A 25592-nucleotide genomic window follows, 5' to 3' on the forward strand; every position below is an offset into this window, starting at 1 on the left:
TCCTCCTCTCTGGAGGGCGGGTCCGACGCTCGGCGCCAAAGGGGCGCCGAGCGTCGGCTAAATGTCGTCAGAACTCGGCGCGAATAGAGGCGAGGAATGTCCTCGGCGCGCCGGGCGCAATGCTGAACCGATCGTAGGAATGCAGATAGTAGGTCGTGTTCAGCAGATTCTTGACATTGAATTGGAGCGACACATTTTTCGCCCAGGGCGCGAGCGAGGCCGGCAGGCGATAAAGGATCAGCGTGTCGACTCTCGCATATCCCGGCAGCTGGAAGTCGTTCTGATTGTCGCCCTGACGTTGTCCGACCGCGAAGACGCCCGCTCCGAGGCTCAAACCCTGAAACTGGCTCGAAGCGTCATATTTCACCCATAGGCTTCCAGAGTGCCGCGGAACATTCTGCAGGCGATTGCCCTCCTGGCCGCCGGTGAGCGGCGTTCCATTCGCGTCGGCGATGATGCGCGCGTCGTCATAGCTGTAATTGCCGATGACGCTCCAATTATCGTCGATGCGGCCGGTGACGTCGAGCTCGACGCCGCGGCTCTCGACGAGGCCCACGGGACGAGAGAATTGCGTGCCCGGGATCGACTGCACGACTCCCGATTTGGTGATGTCGTAATAGGCGAGAGTCGCGACGAGGCGCTTGTCGAGCAGCTCGGCCTTCACGCCCCCTTCCCATTGCAGGCCGCGTTGTGGCGAGAAAGGAAGGCTGCCGGGGCTCGGAATGCCATTGGTCGAGCCGAAGGAGCGCGTGTAGTTCGCATAGAAGGAGAGCCACGGCTGAGGCTGCAGCACGACGCCGAGGCGAGGGCTCCAGGCATGATCGACAGCGTTCTGGAAGCCGGCGCCCGTATCCGAATTATAGAGAGATCGCGCCTGCTGGAAGGAGCTCGAGCTGGAGCCATAACCATAGCTCGCCCAGTCGTGACGCCCGCCGAGCAGGACATGCACGCGATCGTCGAGGAAGGAAATCATGTCCTGGCCATAGATTCCCTTCCAGGATTGACGCTGGTCCCAGTAGAAGTTGTTCGCGGGCTTGATATAGCCGGTGGTCGCATAGGCAGGCGCATAGGCGTTGAGCGGCGTGATGGACGAGCCGTCACAGCAATAGCCGAAGTCGTGATTCTCGTCGTAGCGATAATCGGCTCCGAGCAGAATTTCGTGGCGGAACGGGCCGGTCTCCAGCTTCCCTTTCAGATCGAGATTCGAGTTGAGGACGGCGCGATGGGCGTTGACGTCCCAAATGCTGAAGCCCGTCGCGCCGGTCGGCGCATCGAAGGACGAAATGTCGGTGAGCCTTTGAGCCCATTGCAGGTCGGTATACATGAAACGATTGGTGAGGCTCCAATCCTTGTCGAAGTCGAAGGTCCAGTCATAGCTGACCAGCCCTCTCTCCAGGCGGCTCGGATTCGCGCGCGTCACTGCGGGACTCTGGAGATAGCGGCCGACGGGCAAGGACGCCGGACGGTCTCCGATGGCGGGGAGGACAGTATCCGCGTCCGAGACGAAGCTCGTGTTCTGATATTCGAAGTCGAGATTGAACCGCAATTGCTCGGTCGGACGCCAGCTGAGCGTGGGCGCGACGAACGCGTCCTGATTGGTCACGAAATTGCGAAAAGAATCGGCGTGGTTGAACGAGACGTTCAGCCGATACAGCCAGGTCTTGTCCTCGGTCAGCGGGCCGGTGGCGTCGACGCTGGTGCGCGTGAGGCCCCAGGAACCCGCCTGCTCCTCGATGGAGTAATAGCGGTAATCGAGCGGGCGCTTGGTGATCAGATTGACGGCGCCGCCCGGCTCCAGACGTCCATAGAGCATGGCGGCCGGCCCTTTGAGCACCTCGATCGATTGCAGATTGGCGGTTTGGAGATGCGTGAGGTTCGGCGTGGCGAGATTGTTGCGGAAAATGCTCGAGCTATCGAACCCGCGAATGGTGAAGCCGTCATAGAACGTGTCGCCGCTCGGCTGCACGCCGGAGACATTGCCGACGATGGCGTCCTGGACCGAAATGGCCTGCTGGTCGTCCAGCACCTGCCGCGGAACCACCTGCACCGAAATCGGATTCCGCATCGTGTCGATGCCGTCCTTGGTCGAGCTGGCCGGCTGGCTCGCGGCGGCGTAGCCGGTGAAGCGGTCTCCTGGCCCCTCGGCCGGCAGCGCCGGCCGGCGCTGCGCCGATGAGTCGCCGGCGACATCGATCGTGGGGAGCGCCTCCTGCGCGAGCGCGGCGACGGACGGAAGCATGAGGACCAATGCGGAAACGCCCCGCAAGAGGATCGAGTCTTTCATAGCTGAATTTCTCCTGGCGCGACGACATTGGCCGCGCGAAAGCCGAAAGGAAGGAAGATGCGGCGGAGCCGCTGCTCGGGCTCAGGAGAAAAGGGGCGGCGCGCGGGGCGACCAGGAACTCGCCCAGCCGCTCGGCCGGCCGCTGCGCTTGTCGACCGGGGGCCAGACGCCGCCGCGCGGCGCGTCGAAAGCCGGCGACCCGGCGAGAGAGGCGTGGAGGAGGTCGAACGCCGGCGGCGCCGCATCGCAATTGCGGTCGCAGGCTCCAAAGAACAGGCAACAGAGCGGCTCGTCGTGGCCGGGAGCGCGCCGATGAGCGTCCGACTTCTGCGCGACGCAAGCGACGGAAGGCGTCGATGCGCCGAGCTCCGTCGTCATCGAATGCGGCGACCTGCCGCCGCCGATCGCGGCGAAGGCCTGGAGGGCGAAACAGAGCGCCGCCAAGCTCATGAAAAGCCAACGGAGCCTTTTCGCCAATCCCTTCGGGTGAGTTTCAGCCGCCGTCATGGCGCCGAGCCTCCGCATCTCGATTTGTCGCCGCCGATCGAGTCTACGCCGATCGATTCCGGCAAAATACGTATCGACCCTCCCCTTAGTCTCACATATCGAGCGGCGACGACGAAGATAGGCTCACTGTATCTTCCGAGCAACAGAGTGGCGATCGACCGACAGCGCCCGCCATTGATTTATCGTAAAGTTTTCGTCAGATCGATGCGGCTTCGGCCTCGGCGTCCCGGGCCGGCCGCGAGCTGCAGCGTGACCACAACCGATCGGCTATGCTCACGCTATAGATTCTCTGCTCGGGAGCGAATTCAGATCGATCGCGAGATCAGAAGGCGCTCTTCGAGAAAATTTTCCCCATAAGAAGGGTGAGGTCATGCGTATTCTCCTCGTCGAGGACGAGCCGGAGATGGGGCGTCTGATCGCCTCGCTCGTCGCGGAAGCCCAATTCATCGTCGATCGCAGCGGCTCGCTCGAGGAGACGATCGAAGCCGCGACGCGGGCCGACTATGGCCTCATCCTTCTCGACCGGCGCCTCCCGGACGGCGACGGCTTGTCGATCGTCGCCGATCTGCGCAAGCTGCGGCCCGGCGTGCGGATCATAATGTTGACGGCGCTGGACTCGCTGGACGACACGATCTGCGGGCTCGACGCGGGCGCGGACGACTATCTCTCCAAGCCGTTTCGCGGCCCGGAGCTGATGGCGCGGATCCGGGCCTGCATGAGGCGTCCGGGCGCCGAGCCGCAGCCATCGCTCTCCGTCGCCGGCCTCACGCTCGACCTCGCCAGCCGCGAGGTGACGATCGGCGGCCGCCCTGTCGGCCTGCATCGGCGCGAGCTCGCGCTGCTCGAAGCGCTGATGCGGCGCGCCGATCGCGTCGTGGCGCGCGAAGCCTTGCTGGACGAGGTTTACGGCCTCTACGCCGAGGTCCAGCCGCATACGCTCGACACGCTCGTCTGGCGATTGCGCAAGCGGCTGGAATCGCTGGGCGCCGGCGTCACGATTCATCTCGCGCGCGGCATCGGCTATATGCTGACGGAAGCCGCGCGATGAGCGAAGGCCCTTCGCTGGCGCTGCGGGTGGCGACCTATCTCCTGGCCGCGCAGCTCGTCGCGGTGGGCGGCGGATGGATTTGCGCGCTCGTCCTCGGCCTGTTCGGGCTCGAGGATTTTGCGACCTCCCTCGATGAGATCGCCTATCCGCGCACGCGCGAGATGGTCATGGCTTCTCTCACGCGCGACGCGGACGGGGCGCTGCGAGTGGAGCCCACGCCGGCGCTGCGCGCCGAATTGGCGCGGAACCCGAAATTGAAATATGCGGTGTTCGAGCCTGAGGAGATGCGCCCGGCGCGCGGCTCCGCGCCAGAGCTCGTGACCGCCTTGACGAGCCTGCGCTCCCTTCATCCGAGCTGGGTCCATTTCTCGCTCGATCCGCATCCGCGCAGCCGGCCGACCGGCTATCTGCAATCGCGCGAGACGCCCTATGGCGCGGTGTCGGTCGGCGTTCACGGCTTCGCGTTTCGCTGGCCGGACATATTCGTGTCCATGTACTACGACGCCAAATGGATGAGCGCCTATTTCGGCCCCGCCATTCTCTTTTCCATTGTCACGAGCTGGTTCGCCGTGCGCCACGGACTCGCGCCGCTGCGCGACATGGCCGCCGAAGCCGCGCGGATCGACATGGATTCGCTCGAGCAGCGGCTTCCCGATGCGAAGACGCCCGCGGAGGTCCGGCCGCTGGTCGTCGCCTTCAATCAGGCGTTGGAGCGCCTCGACGCGGGAGCCGCGCGGCTTAGGCGCTTCACCGCCAACGCCGCTCATGAATTGCGCACGCCCGTCGCGATTTTGACCGCGCGCCTCGACGCGCCGAAGCAGCCGAGCTTTCTCGTCGATCTGCAAGGCGACGCGCACCGCATTCGCAACATCGTCGAGCAATTGCTGGCGACGACCCGCCTTTCGGACAGCCCTGCGCGCATGGATGAAACGGTCGATCTCGTGGCTTCGAGCCGGCGCGTGGCGGCCGATGCGCTGCTGCTCGCCGTTCAGAGAGGTCGCCAAATCGAATTCGAGGCGCCCGATTCCGCGGTCCTTGTCCGCGGAAATCGCGCGGCCATCGAATCCGTTCTGTCCAATCTCGTCGACAATGCGCTGCGCGCCGAGCCCGAAGGCGGATCAGTGATCGTCCGTGTCGGCGCCGACGCCGGCGACGGCGCCGTGGTCGCGGTCATCGACCATGGCGAGGGAATCGCCGAAGCGGATCGCGCGCTCATTTTCGAGCCGTTCTGGCGCAAGAGCGAGGCGCCGCCGGGAACGGGCCTCGGCCTGGCGATTGCCAAAGAGGTGATGACGCGCCTCGGCGGCCGAATCATGGTCGGCGACACCGAAGGAGGAGGCGCTACGTTCACGCTCGCTTTTCGGCGGCCGCCGCGAGACCGAGACGGAGCGAATTGCGAGCCTGCGCCCCAAAATTCGAGCGATGGCGAATGGCCGGCGAAAACGCCGCTCCCGCGATGAGGTCGGGCTTCATTCCGTCTCTGGCGCGCAAGCCGCGTCGATGATGGACGCCGCCGCGTCGATTTCCGCTTCCTCGACGATGAGCGGAGGAAATAGGCCGAGGAACGATCCCATGGCGCGGGTGAGGAGCCCGCGCTCGGCCAGCGTCGCGCGCATCGGCTCCGCCTCTCCCGAGCACGCCAAGCCTTGCAGAAGGCCGATGCCGCCAAGCGCCGCAAACGCGCCGCGGCGCTTGTAGAATAGTTCCGTGAGCCGGTCTTCGAGGCGCCAGCCGCGATTCTGCACCCGTTCCAGAAAGCCGGGCGCCGCGAGCGCGCTCATCAAGGCGCGCCCGCTGACGAGCGTCTCGCGATCGACGAGGCGCGGCCGGTCCGGCGCCCCGCGCGCCAATTTTTGCGTGACGACCAGCGCCGCCAATGGCGGGGCGTTTCCTGGGCGATGAAGGGCGACCATCACATCCGGGGTCACGCCCGTCCATTCATGCGCCCACATCATGCCGGAGCGGCCGAAGCCGCTCAAGCTTTCGTCGTAAGCGAGGACGAGCCCATATTCGTCCGCGGTCTCGCGCAGACGCGCGAGCAGCGCTCCCGGAACAATCTCGAAACCCGCTTTCGTCCTCACCGGAGCGACGAGAATTCCCGCCGTTCGATTGTCGATCGCCGCGGCCAATGCGCCCGGATCATCGGTTTGGAGCAGCACGACCTCGCCATCGGCTTCCAAGCCCGGGGGCAGGCCTCCCGCTCCATCCGCGGCTCCGGCGCAGACGATGAGCTGTCGCCGCTTGGGGCGGCTACCGATCCGATGGCGCCGCCGCATCGTCTCGACCGCATAGCGCCAAGCCTCCGCCTCGGACTGAAACAAGAAGACGCGATCGCCGAACGACAGCGGCTCGATTTGAGCGCAGAGAGCGTCGGAGAGCGCGGCCGCCTCCAGAGTCTCGTCCAGCTCCGGCGATCCGGCGAAATCCTCCGGCGAGGCGCCCGAAAAGTCGAGCGCCGCCGCCGCCGCGGACCCCTCGCCGCCGATCGCGGGTTCGATTTGGCCATTGGGCTCGGTGGCCGGATCAGACGATGCGCCGGACATGTTCCGCTGCTCGAAGGCGAGGCGACGCCTCGGGGGGAGGCGCCGCGCACGGCGCCCGGCTCCTGCGCCAAATCGGCAAGCAAGGATGGAGCCAGACGCAGCATTGCCCCCCGAGAGCGCCCGCGGGCCGCAGGCGGGCTTGCGCCGCCAGGGTCGCCGCACCAAAGTGCGGCGAAAGGGAAGCTGCGTCATGTCCAATCGTCACCTTGCTATCGTCGCCGCGGCCGTCGCCTTGTTCGGCTCTCTCGGGCTCGCGCGCGCGGAGCCGGTCGGCTCGGTGGTCGCGGCGCGTGGGGAGGCGGCGCTGGAACGCGCCGACGGGCGTTCGCCGGCGGAGGCGGGCGCCGCCGTCCTGCTGAATGATCGCGCTACGACCGGCGAGGCCTCCCGGCTCGACCTCAGGCTCGGCGCGGCGACCCGGCTGCGGCTCGGCGCCAATGCGTCGCTGAAGGTCGACAAATTCATCGGAAAATTGTCCGCCAGGACCACTCTGGAAGAGGGGGCGGTTGTGATCGACCGCGCCACTGGGGCGGAAAAAAGCTTCGACCTCGAGACGCCCTACGGGCTTTTGTCGGCGCGCGGCACGGTGTTTTTCGCCGGCCCCAGCCGAGGGGTTTTCGGCGTTTTCGTTCAGAAAGGCGCCGTCGACGTCGTCACCCGGTCGGGCTCCGTGCGGCTGACGGCGGGAGAAGGCGTCGATTTCCCGCCGCCTCGCGTGGTCGTCCTTCCCGGACTGCTCGAAGCTGAGCCCTCGGCGCCCGGCCCGGTGACGAAATGGGGGGCGAAGCGCATCGAGGAGGCGCTGGACTCCGTCCGCTGACGCGGCGCGTCATTCGCCGGCGAGCGTGAAGATCATCGTGTCCTCCGGCAGGCCTTTGAGACGCAGCGCGCCGAGCGGGACCAGATCGCGCCGCGCCGCCGCCGCCGCGCCCGGTCCGATGCAAATTTGCGACTCGAGCTGCTTATTCGCCTGCTCCAGCCGCGCCGCGACGATCACCGCGTCGCCATAGGCGGTGTAGTTCAATCGGCGCGCGCCGCCGACGTCGCCGACGATGGCCGGCCCCGTCTCGACGCCGACCCGCGTGCGCCCGAAGCCGGCCTGCGCCGCCAGCGGCTCCCGGCGGAATCTCTCCGAAAATTCGACGATGGCCGCGGCGCAGTCGATGGCGGCGTCGACATGATCGGCGCGCTCCAGCGGCACGTTGAAAAAGGCGTGAATGGCGTCGCCGGCCACGCCGTCGACCATGCCGCCGTGATCGGTGACGATACGCTCCAGCCCGCCGAGATAGACGTCGAGCAGAGAGATGAGGTCGCGCGGCGCGAGACGTTGCGTCATGGGGGTGAAATTTTCGATATCGGTGAAGAGCGCCGTGACGATGCGCATCTCGCCCTCGCGCCGCAGCCGCTCCGGGTGGGCGATAATCTCGCGCACCACATCGGCGGAAAGATATTGCTCGAACTTGCGCGAGATGAACGCCTTCATCCGGCGCGTGCGGGCGAAGGACGCTGCCGCGGCCATATTGCCGGAGAGCAGGACGATGAGCGGAGGGCCGGCGGGATCGAGGACGATATTCTGAAAGATCAGCGCCGAGGCGGCGACGGCGATCCAGAGCGCGGACAAGGCCGACTGCAGGGCGAAGGCCGCCGAGGGGCCGACCCGCGCGGCGACGGCGGCCGCGACGCCGGCGAGGACGAGAGCCGCGCCGATTTCCGCCGAGAGCGCGCGCCCCGGACGCAGCGGGACCATTCCAGCGCGGAGCTGCTCCGCCGCTTCGGCGTGGATCTGAACGCTGGGGGTCAGCGGGCCGAGCGGAGTGGGGCGCAGCGCTCCGGCCTGCGGCGCGCTGGCGCCCACGATGACCAATTGTCCCGTAAAGCGCTCGGGCGCGACGCGCCCTTCGAGAAGCTCGCCGGCGGAGATCGTGCGCTGCGCCCAATGGGCGGGATCGGACCAGCGCAGGCGCAGCGCGCCGCCTTCGCCGAGCGGCATGCTGCGCGCTCCCGTCTCCAGCCGACCGTTCTCGACAGAGAGCATGGCGACATTTTCGGCGACGCGCGTCGCCTCCAGCGCGAGGCCGGGAATGAGCCGATCGCCGACCGAGAATAGCAGCGGCGCCCTGCGCACCACCCCGCCCTCCTCGCCGAACAGCGACGACACGCCGAGACCGAGCGCCGCCGCCGCCAGCGGCTCGTGAGGCGCCAGCGCGCCGGGGATCGGCCGCGCCCACCGCGGGCCGGCCGGCTCCTCGAGCCGCACGAAATTGAATGCGGCCGGCGGCGCGGCGCCGCCCGCCAGCGCAGCCAGAATCGTCTGGCCGCGCTCGAGCGTCTCGCCGAATTCATGATCGGGATCGGGCGCCTGCGCGAGAATCGGCGCGAGCGCTTCGCGCAATTTCGGATCGGACGCGCCCTCGATGCGAGCCCGCAGGGACTGTCGATCCGATCCGTCGAAGAAAATATCGAAAGCGAGCGCCGCGGGACGCCCGTCGAGAATGCGCGCCGCGAGCCGCGCCATATCCGCGCGCGGGAGCGGCCAGCCGCCGGCGCGAGCGACGCTCGCCGCATCGATATCGACGACCAGCACGCCGCCGCGCCCGGCCTCGCGCGGGGCGATCCGCTGAATCGCGTCGATCGCCCGCTCGCGCAGCATGCCCGCGACGCCGTGAAAATCCGCCGCCCAGAGCGCGGCGAAGATCAGCGCGCCGACGCCGCCGACGGCGGCCGGCGCCGTGAGGAGGCGTATGAGCTGACGACGCCGGTCGATCATGAATGCGATACGAGCCTTCGGCGCCGACTGCGGAAGAGAGCGCGCGCCGACGCCTTTTGCTACGGCGCCGGCGAAAAGGTCAATCCAGCGGCGCCGAGCAGGTCGTCGCGGCCGCCCTCACGCCGCCGCGCCACAGCATTTCTTGTATTTTTTGCCCGAGCCGCAAGAGCAAGGGTCATTGCGTCCCGGTCTCGGCTGCCGGATGACCGGCGCGCTCTTGCGGCCCTCGCCCTCGACGAAATACCAGCGCTGATCGGCCTCGTCGAAGCGAAACAGGGATTTTTCGCGATGGGTGAGACGCAGGCCTTCCGAAATATAATGCGCGGTGAATTCCACATGGCCAGTGGCGTCGCCGGGCTGGCCCGCCTCCGTCGCTTCTATGTCGAGGCCGAGCCATTGCGATTTTTTGGACCAGTCGGTCGCCGCCGCGCGGTGGAAGCTCGCCCGCCGCTCGGGCGCGAGAGTGGCCTCCAGATAATCGATGCGGCCGAGAACATAAGCCGTATAGCGCGAGCGCATCAGCGCCTCGGCTGTCGGCGCGGGCTTCGCTCCTTCGACGTAGGGACCGCAGCAAGCGGAGAGAGACGCCGGCTCGGCGTCCTGGGCGCGGCAGGGACAGGGCTGATCGGTCATTCGAGGACGGCTCGTTCGTTTGCGTTGGCGCGTTCCGATCGGCGAAATTCGCGTCCCGAAATTCGCGCTCGAAGAGGGAGTCGAGAGCGCTATTCGATGGTTCGGATAGCGCTCTGGAAGCAGAATCTGCGAGCAGTAAGCAGCCTGTGTCTCGAGGTTCAACTCTTTTTTTCAGCGCCTGCAATCCCGACGCCATAGCGTCACGAAAAGCCGGTCTGTTGCATTTTCGCCCCGACGCCCTATATCTCCCTCATCGAGTTTCGGCCGAACGAACGAGCTTTCCCGCCTTTTGGCGCGTCGGCGTGCGACTTTCCTCCCAGAGCTTCGATCTCATGCGACCGCGACGCCGCGGCCGCCACCAAGAGGAGAAGGCCGTGGCGAAAGCCGAACTTGGCGCGAAGCGCCGATGCCTGAGCTGTGGCGCCGCGTTTTTCGATCTCAATCGCGAGCCGATCGCTTGTCCGAAATGCGACGCGATCTTCCAAGTCGTGGAACTGCCGCGCTCGCTTCCGCGGAGGGGCGCTCCGCCATATCGCTCCGCGCCGAACGGGGCGCGCATCGGCGACCAGCCTTCGGGCGACGAAGTCTCGTCGACGGAGGAAACCGAAACGGAGATCGACGCCGAGGAGGCGGACGAAGAAGAAGCGGAAGCCGACGACAGCGTCCCGCCGCCGATCGACGACGACGATAAGATCGAGGAGATCGACGATCTCCTCTAGAGCGGCGTCCTCGAGCCCCCTCCCCGACCCTCCCCCGCTTTCGCGGGAGAGGGAGCAGATTCGGCGCTTCATCGAAGGCTCGCGCAACGTCACCGCCCCCGCTCCCGCTCCCGCAGATCACTAGCGGGACCCGCGCGAAGCAAATAATAGTGTTCCGATCAAGCTCGTTTCGGCGGCTTCCGCCTCAGACGAGCGGATGGCTCGACGAGACCCGATCGAGCGCGTATCTCTCGCCCACTCTCTGCATCGCCCACCCCCAGGCAAACTGACCCGTGACCTTTCTGAACGCCCGCGCCCCGCTCGCCAAAGCCTTGGCGGAGCGCAATTACAATTCGCCCACGCCGGTCCAGGCCGCGGTTCTGTCCGCCGATGCGCAAGGCGGCGACATTCTCGTTTCCGCTCAGACCGGATCTGGAAAGACGGTCGCCTATGGCCTGGCCATCGCCTCGACGCTTCTGGGAGAGGCCGATCGTCTGCCGGAGCCGCAGGCGCCCCTCGCGCTCGTTGTCGCGCCGACGCGCGAGCTCGCCTTGCAGGTGGAGCGCGAGCTGGGCTGGCTCTACGAGCATGCGGGGGCGCGAATCGTCGCTTGCGTCGGCGGCATGGATGCGCGCCTCGAGCGCCGCAAATTGACCGAGGGCGCCCATATAGTGGTGGGAACGCCCGGACGTCTTCGCGATCACATAGAGCGCGGCGGGCTGGACACGGCTCACATCGTCGCGGCCATTCTCGACGAAGCCGACGAGATGCTCGATCTCGGCTTTCGCGAGGATCTCGAGTTCATTCTCGAGGCCACGCCGCAGGATCGGCGCACGCTGCTCTTCTCCGCCACAATGCCGAAAGGCATCGCCGCTCTGGCCAAGCGCTATCAGCGCGACGCGCGGCGGATCGACGTGGCGCGCGGGGAGCGCGGCCATGGCGACATCGACTATCGCGCGGTTCGCGTCGCGCCGAAGGAGATAGAGCTCGCGACCGTCAATCTCTTGCGCTATTTCGAGGCGCCGACGGCGATCGTGTTCTGCAACACGCGCGAGTCCGTGCGTCATCTGCACGCGACCTTGCTCGAGCGCGGATTTGCGGCCGTGCTGCTCTCGGGCGAGCTCGGCCAGCACGAGCGCAACCATTCCATGCAGGCGCTTCGCGACGGGCGCGCGCGCGTCTGCGTCGCCACCGACGTCGCGGCGCGCGGCATCGATCTGCCAAATCTCGACCTCGTCATTCACGCCGATCTCCCGCATGACGCGGAGGCCCTGCAGCACCGCAGCGGGCGGACCGGCCGCGCCGGGCGCAAAGGCGTCAGCGCGCTGCTGATTCCTTCGGCGCGGCGCCATCGCGCCGAGCGGCTGCTGCGCGACGCCGGCGTTCACGCATTTTGGAGCGGACCGCCCTCCGCCGAGGAGATCGACGAGCTCGATCGCAAGCGCATGATGCGCGATCCACTGCTGGCGGAGCCGCCGAGCGAGGAGGATTTCGAAGCGGCGAAGCTGCTTCTCGCGGAGCGATCGCCCGAGCAGCTCGGCGCCATGCTCGTTCGGCTCTACCGTGCGCGGCTTCCCGCGACCGAGGCCGTCATCGACCCCGGGCAGGAGCCCGCGCGTCGGGAGCCCCGCGAGTCTCGGGAGCCCAGGGAGTCTCGGGAGCCCCGAGAGCCCCGCCCCTCCTCCCGGGCGGCAGGCGCGCGGCCCGCCAAGGAGCCGCGCCCGTCCCGCTTGCCCGGCGGCGCCGTCTGGTTTCGTCTCGACATCGGCCGCGCGAAGAACGCCGATCCGAAATGGCTGCTGCCCATGCTCTGCCGCAAGGGAAATCTCACGCGGCAAGACATTGGCGCGATCCAGATTTTCGAGCATGAGACGCAGGTCGAGATCGCCGAGCCGGCGGCGGCGCAATTCATCGTCGACATGCGGCGGCCCGGCGGCGAGAATATCCGCGTGGATCGCCTGAACGGCTATTCCGAGCCGAGACAGGTCAAGCCGCCGCGCACAGACGCGCCGCCGAAGCACAAGCAGAAGCCGCGTCGGGAAAAGCGGCCGCGAGGCTGACCACGCCTGCGCGCCGCGGGCCGAAATCAGCCGATCATGCAGATGATTTCCTCATTGTCGCGCGGGTGAGCCGCGCCTCGTCGCCAGAGTCCCCGCAAGGGTCGGCGACGGCCGAAAATTGTTTGGCGCTTTCATCGATCCTCGCGCGTCTATGTCAGCAGGAATGCGTACGCCGACGGAATGGTCCGTCGTCGCGAGGCGCCGACGAGGTGCACGATGTCCAAATCGTCAGATGCGTTTGCGAGCAGCCGCGCGCCGTCGATCGCGCCGACCGAGCCGGAATTCGACAGGGAGCCGAATGCGGGCGTGCAGCTCGTCGATCGTCCTGCGGACGACGAATTTCCGAGCCCCGGCGCCGGGGAGCTCGATCCCGCCTATCCGCTCTATGGCGCATTCGGCAATCGCTATCTCACGCGCCAGGCCGATATCGAATCCAATGCGAGAACCTATCCGCGAAGCCTGCCGATCGCGCTCCGAGCGGGGCGCGGCGTCATCGTGGAAGACACGGAAGGCCGCGAATACATAGATTGTCTCGCGGGCGCGGGCGCCTTGGCTCTCGGCCATAATCATCCGATCGTCGTCGAGGCGATCCGCGCGACATTGGCGGAAGAAGCGCCGTTCCAGACGCTCGATCTGCCGACGCCGCTGAAGGACCGCTTTATCCGCGAGCTGTTCGACAGCCTGCCTCCGAGCTTCGCCGAAGAGTTCAAGATACAATTTTGCGGTCCCTCCGGCGCGGATGCGATCGAGGCGGCTCTCAAGCTCGTCAAGACCGCGACCGGGCGACGCGGCATCGCATCCTTCCAAGGCGCCTATCACGGGATGACGCATGCGACGCTCGGCGTCACCGGCGAGCCGACGCCGCGAAGATCCGTCGGCGGCCTCGGCGGCGAGGTGCAATTTCTCCCCTATCCTTCCGATTATCGCTGTCCCTTCGGGCTCGGCGGCGAGGCCGGATGGGCCATGGGCGCGCGCTATATCGAGAATCTGCTCGAGGATCCGAACAGCGGCGTGCTTCCGCCCGCCGGAATGATTCTCGAGGTCGTTCAAGGCGAAGGCGGCGTGAACCCGGCGCCGGACGACTGGCTGCGCAAGATACGCGACATCACCAGGCGCCGCGGCGTGCCTCTCATCATCGATGAGGTGCAGACGGGTCTCGGACGCACCGGGCGCATGTATGCCTGCGAGCATGCCGGCGTGACGCCGGATGTGCTCGTGCTCTCGAAAGCGATCGGCGGCGGGCTTCCGCTATCGGTCGTCGTCTATCATCGCGATCTGGACCTATGGAAGGCCGGCGCGCATGCCGGGACGTTTCGCGGCAATCAGCTCGCCTTCGCCTCCGGCGCCGCGACGATCCGCCATATCATGCGCGAAAGGCTCGATCTCAATGCGGAGACCATGGGCGCGCGTCTTCGCCGCGGCCTGGCGTCGATCGCCGCCGACGCATCCTGCATCGGCGATATTCGCGGGCGCGGGCTCATGATCGGCGTCGAGATCGTCGACGATGGCGCATCGGATGGAGCGACGCGTCCCGCGGCTCCAGAGACCGCGCGAAAAATTCAATATGAGTGCTTGCGTCGCGGCCTCATTCTCGAGCTCGGCGGACGCTTCGCCTCGGTCGTGCGCCTGCTGCCGCCGCTCATTGTGAGCGATAGCGACATTGGCGCAATTCTCGACAGATTCGAGGCGGCGCTGAAGGCCGTCGAGCGAGGCTACGCTTCCGCCGCGAGCCGCTGAGCGCGCGCATCGATGGGGCGGGCGTCGCTTGACGCTCGTCGTCACTTCAATTCGATGACGTCTTCCTCTGATCCATCGATACGATGGTAGAATCGCACGAGGTCGGCGAACGAATCCGCCCGCATTTTTCGCATGACCTGACCACGTCGCATCTTTATCGTCACCTCGCTGAGGCCGAGCTGACCCGCGATCTGCTTGTTCAAGAGTCCCGATACGGCGAGCTTCATCACCTCCTTCTCGCCGTCCGACAGGCTCGCGTAACGCCGACGCAGCTCGGTCTGCACGCGCTCCGCTCGCCTGCGCGCCAAATCGCGCGCGAGGCCATTTTGTATCGCATCGACCAGGTCTTGCTCACGAAACGGCTTGGTCAAGAAATCGACGGCGCCGGCTTTCATCGCTTTGACGGACATCGGCACGTCGCCATGCGCGGTGACGAAAATGATCGACATCCTTATTCCCGACCTCGTCAGCTCCTCCTGAAACTCGAGGCCGCTCACGCCGGGCATGCGCACATCGAGCACGAGACATGACGGCGCATCCGGCCTTTCGCTCTGCGAGAATTCCTTCGGCGACGCGAATGTCGCGGCGCGCAGCCCGATGGAAGCCAGCAGATCCGCGAGAGATTCTCGAATCGACTGGTCGTCATCCACGACATAGACGATCGGCGACTCTGCTTCTTGCGTATCGGCGGCCATATTCATGCGCCCTTCTTCTTCCGTCCCGGCAGGAGGAAATGAAATTCGGCGCCTCCCTCCGCGTTGGCGGCGGCCCAAATCCGACCGCCATGCGCTTCGACGATCGAGCGGCTGATCGCGAGGCCAATGCCGGTTCCATCCGCTTTCGTCGTGTAAAAGGCTTCGAAAATCGTCTCGAGCCGATCCGGCGCGATGCCATGGCCGGAATCGCTGACGATGAGCTCGACGCGCTTTTCGTCCGCGAGCCGCGCCTCTATCGACACGCGCGGCTCCGAGCGCGCTCGCGTGACGGAGTCTATGGCGTTCAGCATGATGTTCAACAGCACCAGCTCGATTTGAACCGCCTCGGCGTAGATTTCGAGCGCGGCGCCCGCGAAAATCACCGTCACCGCGACATTGTTGCGCTGCAGCTCGGCCTCGCTCAGCGCGAGGACCTGATCGACAACGGACATCACATCGATCCAATTCGTATTGAGCTTCGGCAGCTTATAGAGGTTGCGAACACGGGCCACGATCCCGCTGGTGCGATTGGCGTCGCCGATCATCCGCTCCACCGCCTGCCGCGCCTTCGGCAGGTTGGGAGGGTCGCACGCCAACCAGTTCAAGCACGCGTTTCCACTCGCGATGATCCCGGTGAGGGGCTGATTGACCTCATGCGCGATCGAGGCTGTCGTCTCGCTCAAGGAATTGACCCGCGCGAGCCGGATCAGCTGGGCGCGCGCCGCCTGCTCGGCGAGGGTCGCCTCCGCGCTCTTCAACGCGAGATAAGTGGTCGCCGCAATCGCGCTGACGCTCAAAGCGCAATTGACCACGCCCGGCCCATAGGCGCCCGCGTGGCTAAGCATGAAGCTCGCCAATGTCAGAGCGATGCAGCCGAACGAAACGGCGAGCACGCCGCGTTTCGGAAGAAACCCGGTCGCGATCAGGACGACGACGACATAAAGGACAGCGACGGCGATCTCGAAGTCCGTCACCGTATCCCCGACAAAAATCGCAGCCGCCAGAGCGAGCATGGACGCCCAGCGCATGACGGCTCCACGCTTTCCGCGCATGAAGCCTGCTGTCCCGGCCAATCGAGCGATCTCCCTGCTGTGGCGCCGATTTCGCGATCGAGCTTAGATCATCTCGGCCGTGACGTGAACGCCCGATCGCGCGAGGCGTTCGTCCTGCGCCGCAGCTCTGCTCATCGGCACCGGACGATATATTGCCTCGCATAGGTCGGAGGCGCCTCCGGCCAGGATGCGCGTTGCGCGTCGGCGAGCTCGAAGCGGTCGGAGCAGATTTCCGCCGCGAGTCGGCGCACAAAGGCGTCGAGGCGCGCTCGCCGAGCCGATGCGACGTCGAGCAGGAGATCGGAAGCGCTGAGCCGCAAGACATGCGTGTCGGCGCCGATCGTCTCATGCGAAAACCAGATATCGCCGTCGCCGCGCGGAATCGCGGGCTCCGGGGCGCCGGTCACGACCGTGCAGAAGAAGCAGAGACCTCGTAGAACAGCATCCATTGTCGCCTCGATCTGTCGAGCGCCGCCCAGCGTCAGAGCGCCGCCGCGGCCGCGTGCGATTTGGCGTCTCGACGGTTCCACCAGCCGCCGCCCAACGCCTGAAACAGCGCCACCGTGTCGGCGAAGCGCGAGGCCCGCGCGTCGACGAGCGCCGTCGTCGTGTCGAGATAGGCGCGCTGCGCCTCTATCACGATCGGAACATTGACCAAGCCCTGCTCGAGCTGGCGCTGGATCAGCTCGACATTTCGCCTGGCCGAGCTCTCGGCCGCAGTCGCCGCCGCGATCGCCTGGCTGTCCGACCGTAGCGCGGACAAGGCGTCGGCGACGTTCTGGAACGCCGCCAGCACGACGCTGCGATATTGCGCGAAGGAACGGCTGGCGCCCTCCTCCGCGGCGCGCTGCTTATAGGCGAGCGTTCCCGCATCGAAAACCTTCTGCGCCAAATGACTGCCGACCTGCCACATGGCCCCGCTCGGCGACAGATCCGGCGCATTGGACGATGTTCTGCCGATATTCGCCGACAAGGTGATCTGCGGCAGCCGATCGGCGATCGCCGCGCCGATCTGCGCATTCGCTTCGTGAAGCGAGGCTTCCGCCGCCCGAACGTCCGGCCGCTGGCGTATCAGATCGCCGGGAACGCTCAATGGCAGGGCGCGAGGAAGACCGAAGGCGGCGAGCCGAAATGTCGGAGACGGCGGATCGGCGGGAAAGCGGCCGGTGAGAAAAGCGAGGAGATGACGTTGCGTGGCGAGCGACTGCACGAGCGGCGGCAGCGCCAGACGCGATTGCGCGAGCGCCGTCTCCTGCGTCATGACGTCGGACGAGGCGATATGCCCGATCTCGAATTGTCGCCGCAAAATGCTCAAGAGCTTCGTCTGCAAGGCGATGACCCGATTGGTGGCGTCGATCTGTCCGCGCAGCCGCGCCTCTTCGATCGCCGCGAGGGCGACATTGGAGGCGAGCGTCAGATAGACGCCTTCTCTCTGGAACGCTTGCAATTCGACCTCCGCATCCGCGGATTCGATTTGCCGCCGCGTTCCGCCCCAGATGTCCGGCGCGAAGGACACGCTCACCTGCCGCGTGACCACGCTGTATCGCGACGGTCCCGTCGAGGTTTCTCCCGTGCTCGGGTCGACGGTCGGCGCGACGGCGATCTTTTGCCGATTTGCGTCCAGCATCGCGTCCACCGACGGGAACAGCGCGCCCCGTTGCGCGAGCGCATTGGCGCGCGCGACGCGCACGGCGGCTTCGGCGGCGGTCAGATCGGAATTATGCGCGATCGCCTCGCGCACCAGCTGGTTCAAGCCGTCCGAGCGCAGCAGCTCCCACCATTGGGCGGGGACTTCGGCGCCGCTCACGAGCTTCAAACCGTCGAGCGGAGCCGATCCGGCGCGATCGTCATGCGCCGTCGGCAGAAAGCTCGAGACGGAAGGCGCGCTCGGCGGCTGAAAGTCGGGACCGACTGCGCATCCCGACAAGAACATCAGGACCGACGATCCGAGCGAGAGACGGCGCAGGCGCGCGGTCACGATCGTCCAATGCCTGAATTCGAGATTTGAAGGGCTCATTGGACGATGTGCTCGCTTGCTTCCGGCTCCCGCCGCGGCGCGCGCCGAAGCGCCCGCTGCTCGAGGAGAAAATAGAAGACGGGAATGATGAACAGTGTGAGCAATGTCGCCGTCAGAAGGCCGCCGGCGACGACTGTGCCGACCCCGCGCTGCACATCGCTGCCCACGCCTGTCGCGACCGCCGCCGGCAACATGCCGACCGTGGCCACGGTCGCTGTCATCAGCACCGGCCGCAGCCGCTCCTCGGCGCCCGCCGCTACGGCTTCGCGCAGCGGCAGCCCGCTCAGCCGAGCGCGATTGAGATTGGCGACCATCACGACGCCATTCATGATCGCCACGCCGAACAGAGCGATGAAGCCGACGCTCGATGCGACATTCAGCGTCGTGCCGGTCGCATGGATCGCGACGAGTCCTCCCAGCGTCGCGAGCGGCACGATGCCGAGCACGAGCAGCGCCTGGCGGAGAACGCCGAATCCGGGATAGAGCAGAATGATCATCAGGCCGATCACGAGCCCCATCATGGCGATGAGCCGCCGCTCCGCGCGGCGTTGGTTCTCGAATTGGCCGCCCCATTCGACCTGGTATTTGCGAGGATCGAAGCTCACCTTCTTGCTCACGCCGGCTCGCGCGTCCTCGAGCAGGGACGAGAGATCGCGATCGCGGTAATTGAGCTTGACGGTCAGATGCCGACGATTCATCTCGCGCGTGATCGTGCTCTCGCCGGCCTGCAGCGTGATCTTCGCAATTTGCGACAATGGTATGAGAGCGCCGTCGCTCGACGTCAGCGTGAGATCGCCGAGCGCCTCCGGGCTCCCGCGCGCCGCCGCCGAGAAGCGAACCGTGGCGTCGTATCGACGTTCGCCGATGAAGATCTGGCTCACGGGAGCGCCGCCGATTCCCTTTTCGATCAGATCGGCGATGTCGGACACATTGATGCCGTAGCGCGCCGTCGCCTCGCGATCGACCTTGATCGCGATCTGCGGAAGCGGCGGCTCCTGATCGATCGCGACATCGGCGGAGCCCGGAGTCGCTCGGAGGACATCGACGATTTCGCGCGCGATTCTGCGCAGCTCGCCGAAATCGTCGCCATATATCTTGACGACGAGCTGGCTGTGCGCGCCGGAGATCTTGTCATTGACGCCGTCGATCATCGGCTGGCTGAAGCCGACGTCGAATCCGCTCAGCTCCTTATAGCGCGCGGACATGCGTGATATCAGCTGCTGCTTGGTGTCGCCCGACTCCCAAGAGTCATAGGGCCGGAGCCCGACGCTGGCTTCGATATGCGACGGCGTCCAAGGATCGGTGCCGTCGTCATTGCGTCCCAATTGCGTCACGACATAAGACACTTCGGGAAATTCCAGCGTCGCGCGGCGCAGATCGGCCGCCATTTCCGTCGCCTTGCGGAGCGACAGGCCGGCGGGCATCTGAACCTGAAGCCAGATGGAGCCTTCATCGAGCTCCGGCAGAAACTCCCGGCCCACTGTCGCGCCGAGAACGATCACCGCGACGGCTGTGATCGCTGCGCCGCGAAGCGCGATCGTCGGCCGGTCGAGAAGGCGATCGAGCGCGCGCCGATATCGCGACTCGAGCCATGCGATCGCAGGATTGTGAAAGAGCCGCGTCGGCCGCCGATAGGCCACAAAAGCCAATCCGGGAACGATGACGAGAGCGAAGGTCAGCGCGCCGAATTGGGCATAGCCGACCGCGAACACCATCGGAGTGAAGAGCTTCGCCTCGACGCGTTGGAACGCGAACAGCGGCAGATAGGTGACGATGATGACCAGAGTGGCGAAGAAGATCGGCCTCGCGACCTGCGTCGCGGTCTCGCGCATGTCCAGCGCCGTGAGCGGATCGTCGGGCTTCGCCTCGCGGCGTCGCAGGACCGCCTCCGCCATGACGATCGAGGCGTCGACGATAATTCCGAAGTCGATCGCGCCGAGCGACAGAAGATTGGCCGGCACTCTGGTGAGATTCATCAGCGAGAAGGCCGCCAGCATGGCGAAGGGAACCGTCATGCCGACGATCAGCGCGCCGCGCGGGCTGCCCAGAAAGAGGATCAGAATGATGAGAACGAGCCCGATCCCCTCGAACACGGTTCGCGACACTTTCTCGACTGTCGCGTCGACGAGACCGGAACGATCGAGATAGGGCGCGATCCGCACGTCCGAAGCTTCGAGCGTCGCATTCAGCTCGTCGACTTTCGCATGCACCCCTTCGAGAACGCGAGACGGATTTTCGCCGCGAAGCAGCAGGACAATGCCGGAAATAGCGTCATTCCTCTGGTCCTTGCCGAGAATGCCGCGGCGCTCCTGATTGCTCAGCTTCAATTTTCCGAGATCATGGACGAAGATCGGCGATCCGCCACGCTGGGCGACGACGATGTTCCCCATGTCCTCGAGCGTCTGAACGAGACCGACGCCGCGAATGACGTAATCGAGCTCGCCGCGCGTCAGCACGCTTCCGCCGGAATTCGAGCTGTTGGACTCGATCGCGTCAGTGACGTTCTTCAGCGACACATTGAAGCGCATGAGCTGCGCGGGGTCGAGCTCGAGCTGAAATTGCGTCGTGACGCCGCCGAAATTGGAGACGTCCGCCACGCCCGCGACCTGCTTGAGTGCGGGAATGATCGTCCATCGCTGCAGCTCGGAGAGCTCGCGCAGGCCTTTGGTGCTCGATTCGAGCGTGTAGCGATAGATTTCGCCGATCGGCGAGGTCAGAGGATCGAGTCCCGGCGAAACGCCATCGGGCAGAGTGACGTTCTGCAACCGCTCCGAGATGCGTTGGCGCGCCCAATAGTCCTCGACGCCGTCCCTGAAGACGAGCGTGATCAAGGACAGCCCGAATGTGCTCTTGGAGCGCATCATGAGCAGCCCGGGCGTGCCGTTCAATTCTCGCTCGAGCGGAACGGTGATCTGCTGCTCGACCTCCTCCGCCGCGAGCCCGGGCGCCTGTGTGATGACCTGCGACGTCACATCGGCGATATCGGGATAAGCCTCGAGCGCGAGCTGGGTCCAGGAATAATAGCCGAAGATCGCCACGGCGATCGCGACCACCCAGACGAGCAAGCGTCGATTGAGAGCGAGCTCGACCAGGCGATCAATCATCGAGAAGCACTCCGCCTTTCACGATGACGCGATCGCCGACCCGAAGGCCGGATCGAATGACCGCCTGGCCATCTCTCTCGAAGCGAAGGTCGACGGATCGCGCTTCGAACGCCCAGGGCTCGACCTCGACCCAAGCTTGGGTCGTATCGTCCTTCAGCAGAAGAGCGCCGGTGGGAACGACCGGCGCCGCCTCCTTCGGCGAGAAGAAGGTGACGGTGCCGAACATGCCGGGCTTCAGCTTCATGCACGGATTGTCGAAGGCGATGCGGACCTTGGTGCGGCGCGTGTCGGTGTCGAGCGAGTCGCTCACGAAGGAAACCGCTCCATCGAATGTTTCGCCCGGATATGCGGCCAGCGAGACCTCGATCTTCTGCCCCTCCGAGACACGCGTCGTGTCCTTCTCCGGCAAATTTGCCGTGACGAAAATCTGGTTCAGATTCGCGATCGTCAGAAATGACGCGGTGGTGTCGTTCCAATAGGCGCCCGCCGCGACGGAGAGCTCGAGCACGCTTCCTGAAATCGGCGCGCGAACGACGATGATGCGCGACTTGTCGGATGTCTCTGGATCGACGCCGACTTGCCGCAGACGCGCATCGGCGCGGCGAAACTCCGCATTCGCGGTGATGAGATCGGCGTCGGCTTGCTGAATATCCTTGAGCGCGACGCCGCCGCCGACGCCGAGAGAATGGAGCCGCTTCTGGTTCTTGGCGGCGAGATCGAGCAAGACCTTGCCACGATCGTAATCGGCGTAGGCGGTGTAGAGATCGGGAGAATCCATCACGAGGAGAGGCTGTCCGCGCTCCACTCTCTCGCCGAGACGTATCTTCAGCTCGGTCACGCGCCCCGCCAGCGGCGGCAGAACTTTCATGAGCCGCGCGGGATCGGCCTCGACAACGGCCGGGATCATCAGATCATGCGCGATCTCCTTTTGCGCCACCGCGTCGACCGTCAATTGGCGGCGCAGAGGCGATCCTTCCGGGACGCGGATGCGGTCGCCTTCCTTTATGAAGGCCGCCGTTGTCGCCGCGGGGGAGGAAGATGCGGCGCGATGCGTCGCGCGATAGAGGATCGCGCTCGCGCCGATGAGGATCAGCGCGACAGCCGCGCCGGCATAAAGACGAAAGCGCGGTTGCGACACAAAAGCGCGCGCGCCGGGAGAGCGCGAAGCGGGCGGCGCTCGAAATTCTTCCCCATGCATCGAATAGATTCCTTTGAAGCGCCACGCCGTCGCCATAAGAGGCTCCGCGCTACGCCTATTACGCGGCGAGCAGCGTGAGCGCGAGCCGAGCAATCGGATGGCGCGACGATACGAAAGTCTATCGCGCTTCGACTTTGTCGCTCATTGACAAAAAGGAATGGCGGCGCGGACGAAGACGTTCTTTCGGCGAAAAGACGCATTTCGCGCGGCTCTGCAGGAGCTTTCTCGTCGGCGGACGGCTTCTCGGACTCGTTTCCAGCGCGGTTCTGCCGCCGTTTCTTGCTATTCTTCTTGCTGGCTGTGAAAATTTGGCGACATACGTGATCTTCGGCGCGCGCCGCGAGCGTTCGTCGAGCGTTTCTCATCCCTCGGATTTTAGATCGAGGGCGCGACGGCCCAGATCTCACGGCTTCGACGAATGTCGGGGGCGGCGTCCGACGCCCACGCCCCGAATGTTTTACGAAGTGCGCTCCCCGGCAGTTTCCATGTGAGGCGATTTTTCGGTTTTCCGCTCCTGCGCGCGGGGAGCAGGCAGGCCCTTTCCTAAATATGACTGATTTGATAGAAAATGCGAAACGGCCGCCGTTGGAGAGGCATTGCATGACGACCCTTACGTTGACCGTCAATGGGCGTGGCTACGACGTAGACGTCGCGCCGGACACGCCGCTGCTCTGGGCGATCCGCGAGAATGTCGGCCTCACGGGCACCAAATACGGCTGTGGCATCGCGCAATGCGGCGCTTGCACCGTGCATGTGGACGGCGAGGCGGTGCGCGCTTGCAGCGTGCAGGTCGGCGATGTCGTCGGCAAGAAGATCACCACCATAGAGGGGCTCGGCCGGGACGGCGCTCTGCATCGGCTACAAGAGGCGTGGATCGCGCGTGACGTGCCGCAATGCGGCTATTGCCAGAGCGGGCTGCTCATGGCCGCCGCGGCCCTGCTGCGCGAGAAGCCGAATCCGACCGACAAGGACATAGACGAGGCGATCACCAATATCTGCCGCTGCGGCACATTCCAGCAGGCGCGTGAAGCCATTCACGCCGCGGCCCGGGCCTGAAGGGGAAAATCATGACGCGATCTCTTTCGATTGGCCGGCGCGGCTTCATCATCGGCGGGGCCTCGCTCGGCGCGGGGCTGGCGCTCGGTCTCGACATTCCCGGCGCTCCTAAAGGCGCTCTCGCGGCGGAAGGCGCGCCGGAGGTCAACGCCTGGGTGGTGGTGAAGCCGGACGATACTGTCGTCATTCGCATCGCCCGCTCGGAGATGGGCCAGGGCTCGCTCACCGGCCTCGCGCAGCTCGTGGCCGAGGAGCTCGAATGCGACTGGTCCAAGGTCACGACCGAATATCCGACCCCGGGCCAGAGCGTGGCGCGCAATCGCGTCTGGGGCGATTTCTCCACCGGCGGCAGCCGAGGCATCCGCGGATCGCATGATTATGTCCGCAAGGGCGGCGCGACGGCGCGCGAGATGCTGATCCAGGCCGCGGCCGACGAATGGAAGGTCCCCGCAGCGGAGTGCAGAGCGCAAAACAGCATCGTCACTCACGCCGCCTCCGGCCGTTCCACGAGCTTCGGCAAGGTGGCCGCGGCGGCGGCGCTGCTGAAGCCGCCGGCCGACCCGCCGCTGAAGGACCCGAAGGACTGGAAAATCGCCGGCAAGGGCCTGCCGCGGCTGGACACGGCCGACAAGACCAATGGCAAAATGGTCTACGGCATAGATTTGAAGCTGCCGAACATGCTGAATGCGGCGATCGCCGATTGCCCGGTTTTCGGCGGCCGGCTGAAGAGCTTCGACGAAGCGAAGATCGCCGGGCTGCCCGGCGTCGTGAAGGCCGTTCCGGTGGGCGCTACCGCGGTCGCCGTGGTGGCGGACACATGGTGGCGCGCCAAGACGGCGCTGGATGCGCTGCCGATCGTCTGGGACGAGGGGCCGAACGCTTCGGCCTCCAGCGCGGCGACGGCCGCTTGGCTCGCCGAGGGGCTGGACTTCGCAGAGGCCGCCGTGGTCGGTAATCGCAACGGCGACGCGAATGCGGCGATCGCCGGCGCCGCCAAGGTGATTGAGGCGGTCTATTCTTATCCGCATCAAAATCACGCGCAGATGGAGCCGTTGAACGCCACGGCGCTCTATACGCCGCAGCGCTGCGAGGTTTGGACCGGCACGCAGAACGGCGAGGCCGCCTTCGCCGCCGTGGTCGCCGCCTCGGGCCTGCCGCCGGAAAAATGCGAGGTTCACAAGATCATGCTCGGCGGCGGCTTCGGCCGGCGCGGCTTCACCGATTACGTCACCCAGGCGGTGCTTCTCGCCAAGCAGTTTCCCGGCCGGCCGGTGAAGCTCTTGTGGTCGCGCGAGGAGGATATGGCGCATGGCAAATATCATCCGGTGACGCAATGCCGGCTCGTCGGCGGGCTCGACGCGCAGAATAATCTCATCGGCCTGCATATTCGCCTGTCGGGTCAGTCGATTCTGGCGAGCGTGCGGCCCGAGGCGATCAAGGACGGCGTCGATCCGGCGGCTTTCCAAGGGCTCGCGCCGAGTGGCGACGCGCAGATCGGTTATGACGTCCCTCACCTGCTCGTCGAGCATTCGATGCGCAATCCTTCGGTGCCGCCGGGCTTCTGGCGCGGCGTTAACATCAATCATAACGCCATCTATCTCGAGAGCTTCATCGACGAGCTGGCCCATGCCGCCGGCGCCGAGCCTCTGGCCTTCCGCCGCGCGCTGATGAAAAACCACCCCAAGCAGCTCGCCGTGCTCGACGCCGTGGCGGAGCGCATCGGCTGGAGCGCGCCGCCGCCCGCCGGCGTGCATCGGGGGATCGCCTCCTTCATGGGCTATGGCAGCTATGTCGCGGCGGCGACGGAAATCTCCGTGCAGGACGGCGACAAGATCAAGATCCATCGCATCGTCGCGGCGACGGATACGGGCTATGCCGTCAATCCGGCGCAGATCGAGCGGCAGGTCGCGGGCTCCTTCGTCTACGGCCTCTCGGCGCTCTTCTATGGGGCCATTACGGTGAAGAACGGTCGGGTCGAACAGAGCAATTTCGATAATTATGATTCGATGCGCATCAAGGACATGCCGAAAGTGGAGACGATCGTCATGCCGAGCGGCGGCTTTTGGGGCGGCGTCGGCGAGCCGACGATCTGCGTCGCCGCGCCCGCCGTGCTCAACGCGTTTTTCGCAGCGACCGGAAAGCGTATTCGCAGCGTCCCGCTGAAGACCACCAATGTCGCATTTGCATAGAGCG

Annotated in this window: 19 protein-coding genes; 8 read left to right on the forward strand and 11 right to left on the reverse strand. The window is 65.8% G+C overall.

What is annotated here, in order from left to right; all coding sequences use genetic code 11:
- Positions 1–67: 67 nt before the first annotated feature.
- Positions 68–2284 carry a TonB-dependent siderophore receptor gene (locus METLW4_RS0119925; RefSeq protein WP_018267995.1) on the reverse strand — a complete coding sequence of 739 codons (2217 nt, stop codon included), beginning with the start codon at positions 2282–2284 and terminating at the stop codon, positions 68–70.
- 81 nt (positions 2285–2365) lie between these two features.
- Positions 2366–2734, reverse strand: a complete 369-nt coding sequence (locus tag METLW4_RS0119930) for a hypothetical protein (protein WP_018267996.1) — start codon at positions 2732–2734, stop codon at positions 2366–2368.
- A 427-nt stretch (positions 2735–3161) separates the two neighbouring features.
- Between METLW4_RS0119930 and METLW4_RS0119935 the strand changes: the two genes are divergently transcribed.
- Positions 3162–3839 (forward strand): response regulator transcription factor, encoded by a 678-nt coding sequence (locus METLW4_RS0119935; RefSeq protein WP_018267997.1) that lies wholly within the window; start codon positions 3162–3164, stop codon positions 3837–3839.
- A complete protein-coding gene (locus METLW4_RS0119940; protein WP_018267998.1) occupies positions 3836–5299 on the forward strand; it encodes a HAMP domain-containing sensor histidine kinase in 1464 nt (487 codons plus the stop codon). Before METLW4_RS0119935 ends, METLW4_RS0119940 begins: the two co-directional genes overlap by 4 nt.
- Before the next feature lie 9 nt (positions 5300–5308).
- Here the strand turns inward: METLW4_RS0119940 and METLW4_RS0119945 are convergent, their stop codons facing one another.
- Positions 5309–6382 carry an aminotransferase class III-fold pyridoxal phosphate-dependent enzyme gene (locus METLW4_RS0119945; protein ID WP_018267999.1) on the reverse strand — a complete coding sequence of 358 codons (1074 nt, stop codon included), beginning with the start codon at positions 6380–6382 and terminating at the stop codon, positions 5309–5311.
- 190 nt (positions 6383–6572) lie between these two features.
- On the opposite strand from METLW4_RS0119945, the gene METLW4_RS25490 reads away from it, so the two are divergent.
- A complete protein-coding gene (locus tag METLW4_RS25490; protein ID WP_018268000.1) occupies positions 6573–7202 on the forward strand; it encodes a FecR family protein in 630 nt (209 codons plus the stop codon).
- A 9-nt stretch (positions 7203–7211) separates the two neighbouring features.
- Here METLW4_RS25490 and METLW4_RS25495 read toward each other — a convergent pair whose 3' ends face one another.
- Entirely contained in the window at positions 7212–9149 is a 1938-nt protein-coding gene (locus tag METLW4_RS25495; protein ID WP_018268001.1) for a CHASE2 domain-containing protein, read from the reverse strand.
- A 117-nt stretch (positions 9150–9266) separates the two neighbouring features.
- A complete protein-coding gene (locus METLW4_RS0119965; protein ID WP_018268002.1) occupies positions 9267–9782 on the reverse strand; it encodes a YchJ family protein in 516 nt (171 codons plus the stop codon).
- 332 nt (positions 9783–10114) lie between these two features.
- Between METLW4_RS0119965 and METLW4_RS0119975 the strand changes: the two genes are divergently transcribed.
- From METLW4_RS0119975 to METLW4_RS0119985, 3 genes are all read left to right on the forward strand, one after another.
- On the forward strand, positions 10115–10501 hold the full coding sequence (locus tag METLW4_RS0119975; protein WP_245258540.1) for a TIGR02300 family protein: 387 nt from the start codon (positions 10115–10117) through the stop codon (positions 10499–10501).
- A gap of 272 nt (positions 10502–10773) precedes the next feature.
- Positions 10774–12540, forward strand: a complete 1767-nt coding sequence (locus tag METLW4_RS0119980) for a DEAD/DEAH box helicase (protein ID WP_018268005.1) — start codon at positions 10774–10776, stop codon at positions 12538–12540.
- 216 nt (positions 12541–12756) lie between these two features.
- A complete protein-coding gene (locus METLW4_RS0119985; protein ID WP_018268006.1) occupies positions 12757–14277 on the forward strand; it encodes a diaminobutyrate--2-oxoglutarate transaminase in 1521 nt (506 codons plus the stop codon).
- Positions 14278–14318: 41 nt separating this feature from the next.
- Here METLW4_RS0119985 and METLW4_RS0119990 read toward each other — a convergent pair whose 3' ends face one another.
- The 6 genes from METLW4_RS0119990 to METLW4_RS0120015 form a co-directional block, all read right to left on the reverse strand.
- Complete coding sequence (locus tag METLW4_RS0119990) at positions 14319–14978, reverse strand: response regulator transcription factor (protein ID WP_018268007.1); 660 nt, start codon at positions 14976–14978, stop codon at positions 14319–14321.
- Positions 14975–16045, reverse strand: coding sequence for a sensor histidine kinase (locus METLW4_RS0119995; protein ID WP_198290226.1), 1071 nt, complete (start codon positions 16043–16045; stop codon positions 14975–14977). Before METLW4_RS0119995 ends, METLW4_RS0119990 begins: the two co-directional genes overlap by 4 nt.
- A 110-nt stretch (positions 16046–16155) precedes the next feature.
- Entirely contained in the window at positions 16156–16473 is a 318-nt protein-coding gene (locus tag METLW4_RS0120000) for a hypothetical protein (RefSeq protein WP_018268009.1), read from the reverse strand.
- Positions 16474–16505: 32 nt separating this feature from the next.
- Entirely contained in the window at positions 16506–18041 is a 1536-nt protein-coding gene (locus METLW4_RS0120005) for an efflux transporter outer membrane subunit (RefSeq protein WP_018268010.1), read from the reverse strand.
- Entirely contained in the window at positions 18038–21145 is a 3108-nt protein-coding gene (locus METLW4_RS0120010) for an efflux RND transporter permease subunit (protein WP_018268011.1), read from the reverse strand. The genes METLW4_RS0120005 and METLW4_RS0120010 overlap by 4 nt, the downstream gene beginning before the upstream one ends.
- On the reverse strand, positions 21138–22283 hold the full coding sequence (locus METLW4_RS0120015; protein WP_026191665.1) for an efflux RND transporter periplasmic adaptor subunit: 1146 nt from the start codon (positions 22281–22283) through the stop codon (positions 21138–21140). Before METLW4_RS0120015 ends, METLW4_RS0120010 begins: the two co-directional genes overlap by 8 nt.
- Before the next feature lie 660 nt (positions 22284–22943).
- Here METLW4_RS0120015 and METLW4_RS0120020 point away from each other — a divergent pair.
- Both METLW4_RS0120020 and METLW4_RS0120025 read left to right on the forward strand, forming a co-directional pair.
- Entirely contained in the window at positions 22944–23399 is a 456-nt protein-coding gene (locus METLW4_RS0120020) for a (2Fe-2S)-binding protein (RefSeq protein WP_018268013.1), read from the forward strand.
- Positions 23400–23410: 11 nt separating this feature from the next.
- On the forward strand, positions 23411–25588 hold the full coding sequence (locus tag METLW4_RS0120025) for a xanthine dehydrogenase family protein molybdopterin-binding subunit (protein ID WP_018268014.1): 2178 nt from the start codon (positions 23411–23413) through the stop codon (positions 25586–25588).
- Positions 25589–25592 lie beyond the last annotated feature (4 nt).

Origin of the sequence: Methylosinus sp. LW4 (assembly GCF_000379125.1) — a bacterium.
Lineage (GTDB): Bacteria > Pseudomonadota > Alphaproteobacteria > Rhizobiales > Beijerinckiaceae > Methylosinus.

Excerpts from the sequence above, each read along its gene's own strand:
- METLW4_RS25490 (WP_018268000.1), top strand. The coding sequence starts at position 6,573 with ATGTCCAATCGTCACCTTGCTATCGTCGCCGCGGCCGTCGCCTTGTTC.
- METLW4_RS0120010 (WP_018268011.1), bottom strand. The coding sequence starts at position 21,145 with ATGATTGATCGCCTGGTCGAGCTCGCTCTCAATCGACGCTTGCTCGTC.
- METLW4_RS0119975 (WP_245258540.1), top strand. The coding sequence starts at position 10,115 with ATGCGACCGCGACGCCGCGGCCGCCACCAAGAGGAGAAGGCCGTGGCG.
- METLW4_RS0119940 (WP_018267998.1), top strand. The coding sequence starts at position 3,836 with ATGAGCGAAGGCCCTTCGCTGGCGCTGCGGGTGGCGACCTATCTCCTG.
- METLW4_RS0120000 (WP_018268009.1), bottom strand. The coding sequence starts at position 16,473 with ATGGATGCTGTTCTACGAGGTCTCTGCTTCTTCTGCACGGTCGTGACC.
- METLW4_RS0119990 (WP_018268007.1), bottom strand. The coding sequence starts at position 14,978 with ATGAATATGGCCGCCGATACGCAAGAAGCAGAGTCGCCGATCGTCTAT.
- METLW4_RS0120020 (WP_018268013.1), top strand. The coding sequence starts at position 22,944 with ATGACGACCCTTACGTTGACCGTCAATGGGCGTGGCTACGACGTAGAC.
- METLW4_RS0120005 (WP_018268010.1), bottom strand. The coding sequence starts at position 18,041 with ATGAGCCCTTCAAATCTCGAATTCAGGCATTGGACGATCGTGACCGCG.
- METLW4_RS0119925 (WP_018267995.1), bottom strand. The coding sequence starts at position 2,284 with ATGAAAGACTCGATCCTCTTGCGGGGCGTTTCCGCATTGGTCCTCATG.
- METLW4_RS0119965 (WP_018268002.1), bottom strand. The coding sequence starts at position 9,782 with ATGACCGATCAGCCCTGTCCCTGCCGCGCCCAGGACGCCGAGCCGGCG.
- METLW4_RS0120025 (WP_018268014.1), top strand. The coding sequence starts at position 23,411 with ATGACGCGATCTCTTTCGATTGGCCGGCGCGGCTTCATCATCGGCGGG.
- METLW4_RS0119985 (WP_018268006.1), top strand. The coding sequence starts at position 12,757 with ATGTCCAAATCGTCAGATGCGTTTGCGAGCAGCCGCGCGCCGTCGATC.
- METLW4_RS0119930 (WP_018267996.1), bottom strand. The coding sequence starts at position 2,734 with ATGAGCTTGGCGGCGCTCTGTTTCGCCCTCCAGGCCTTCGCCGCGATC.
- METLW4_RS0119935 (WP_018267997.1), top strand. The coding sequence starts at position 3,162 with ATGCGTATTCTCCTCGTCGAGGACGAGCCGGAGATGGGGCGTCTGATC.
- METLW4_RS0119945 (WP_018267999.1), bottom strand. The coding sequence starts at position 6,382 with ATGTCCGGCGCATCGTCTGATCCGGCCACCGAGCCCAATGGCCAAATC.
- METLW4_RS25495 (WP_018268001.1), bottom strand. The coding sequence starts at position 9,149 with ATGATCGACCGGCGTCGTCAGCTCATACGCCTCCTCACGGCGCCGGCC.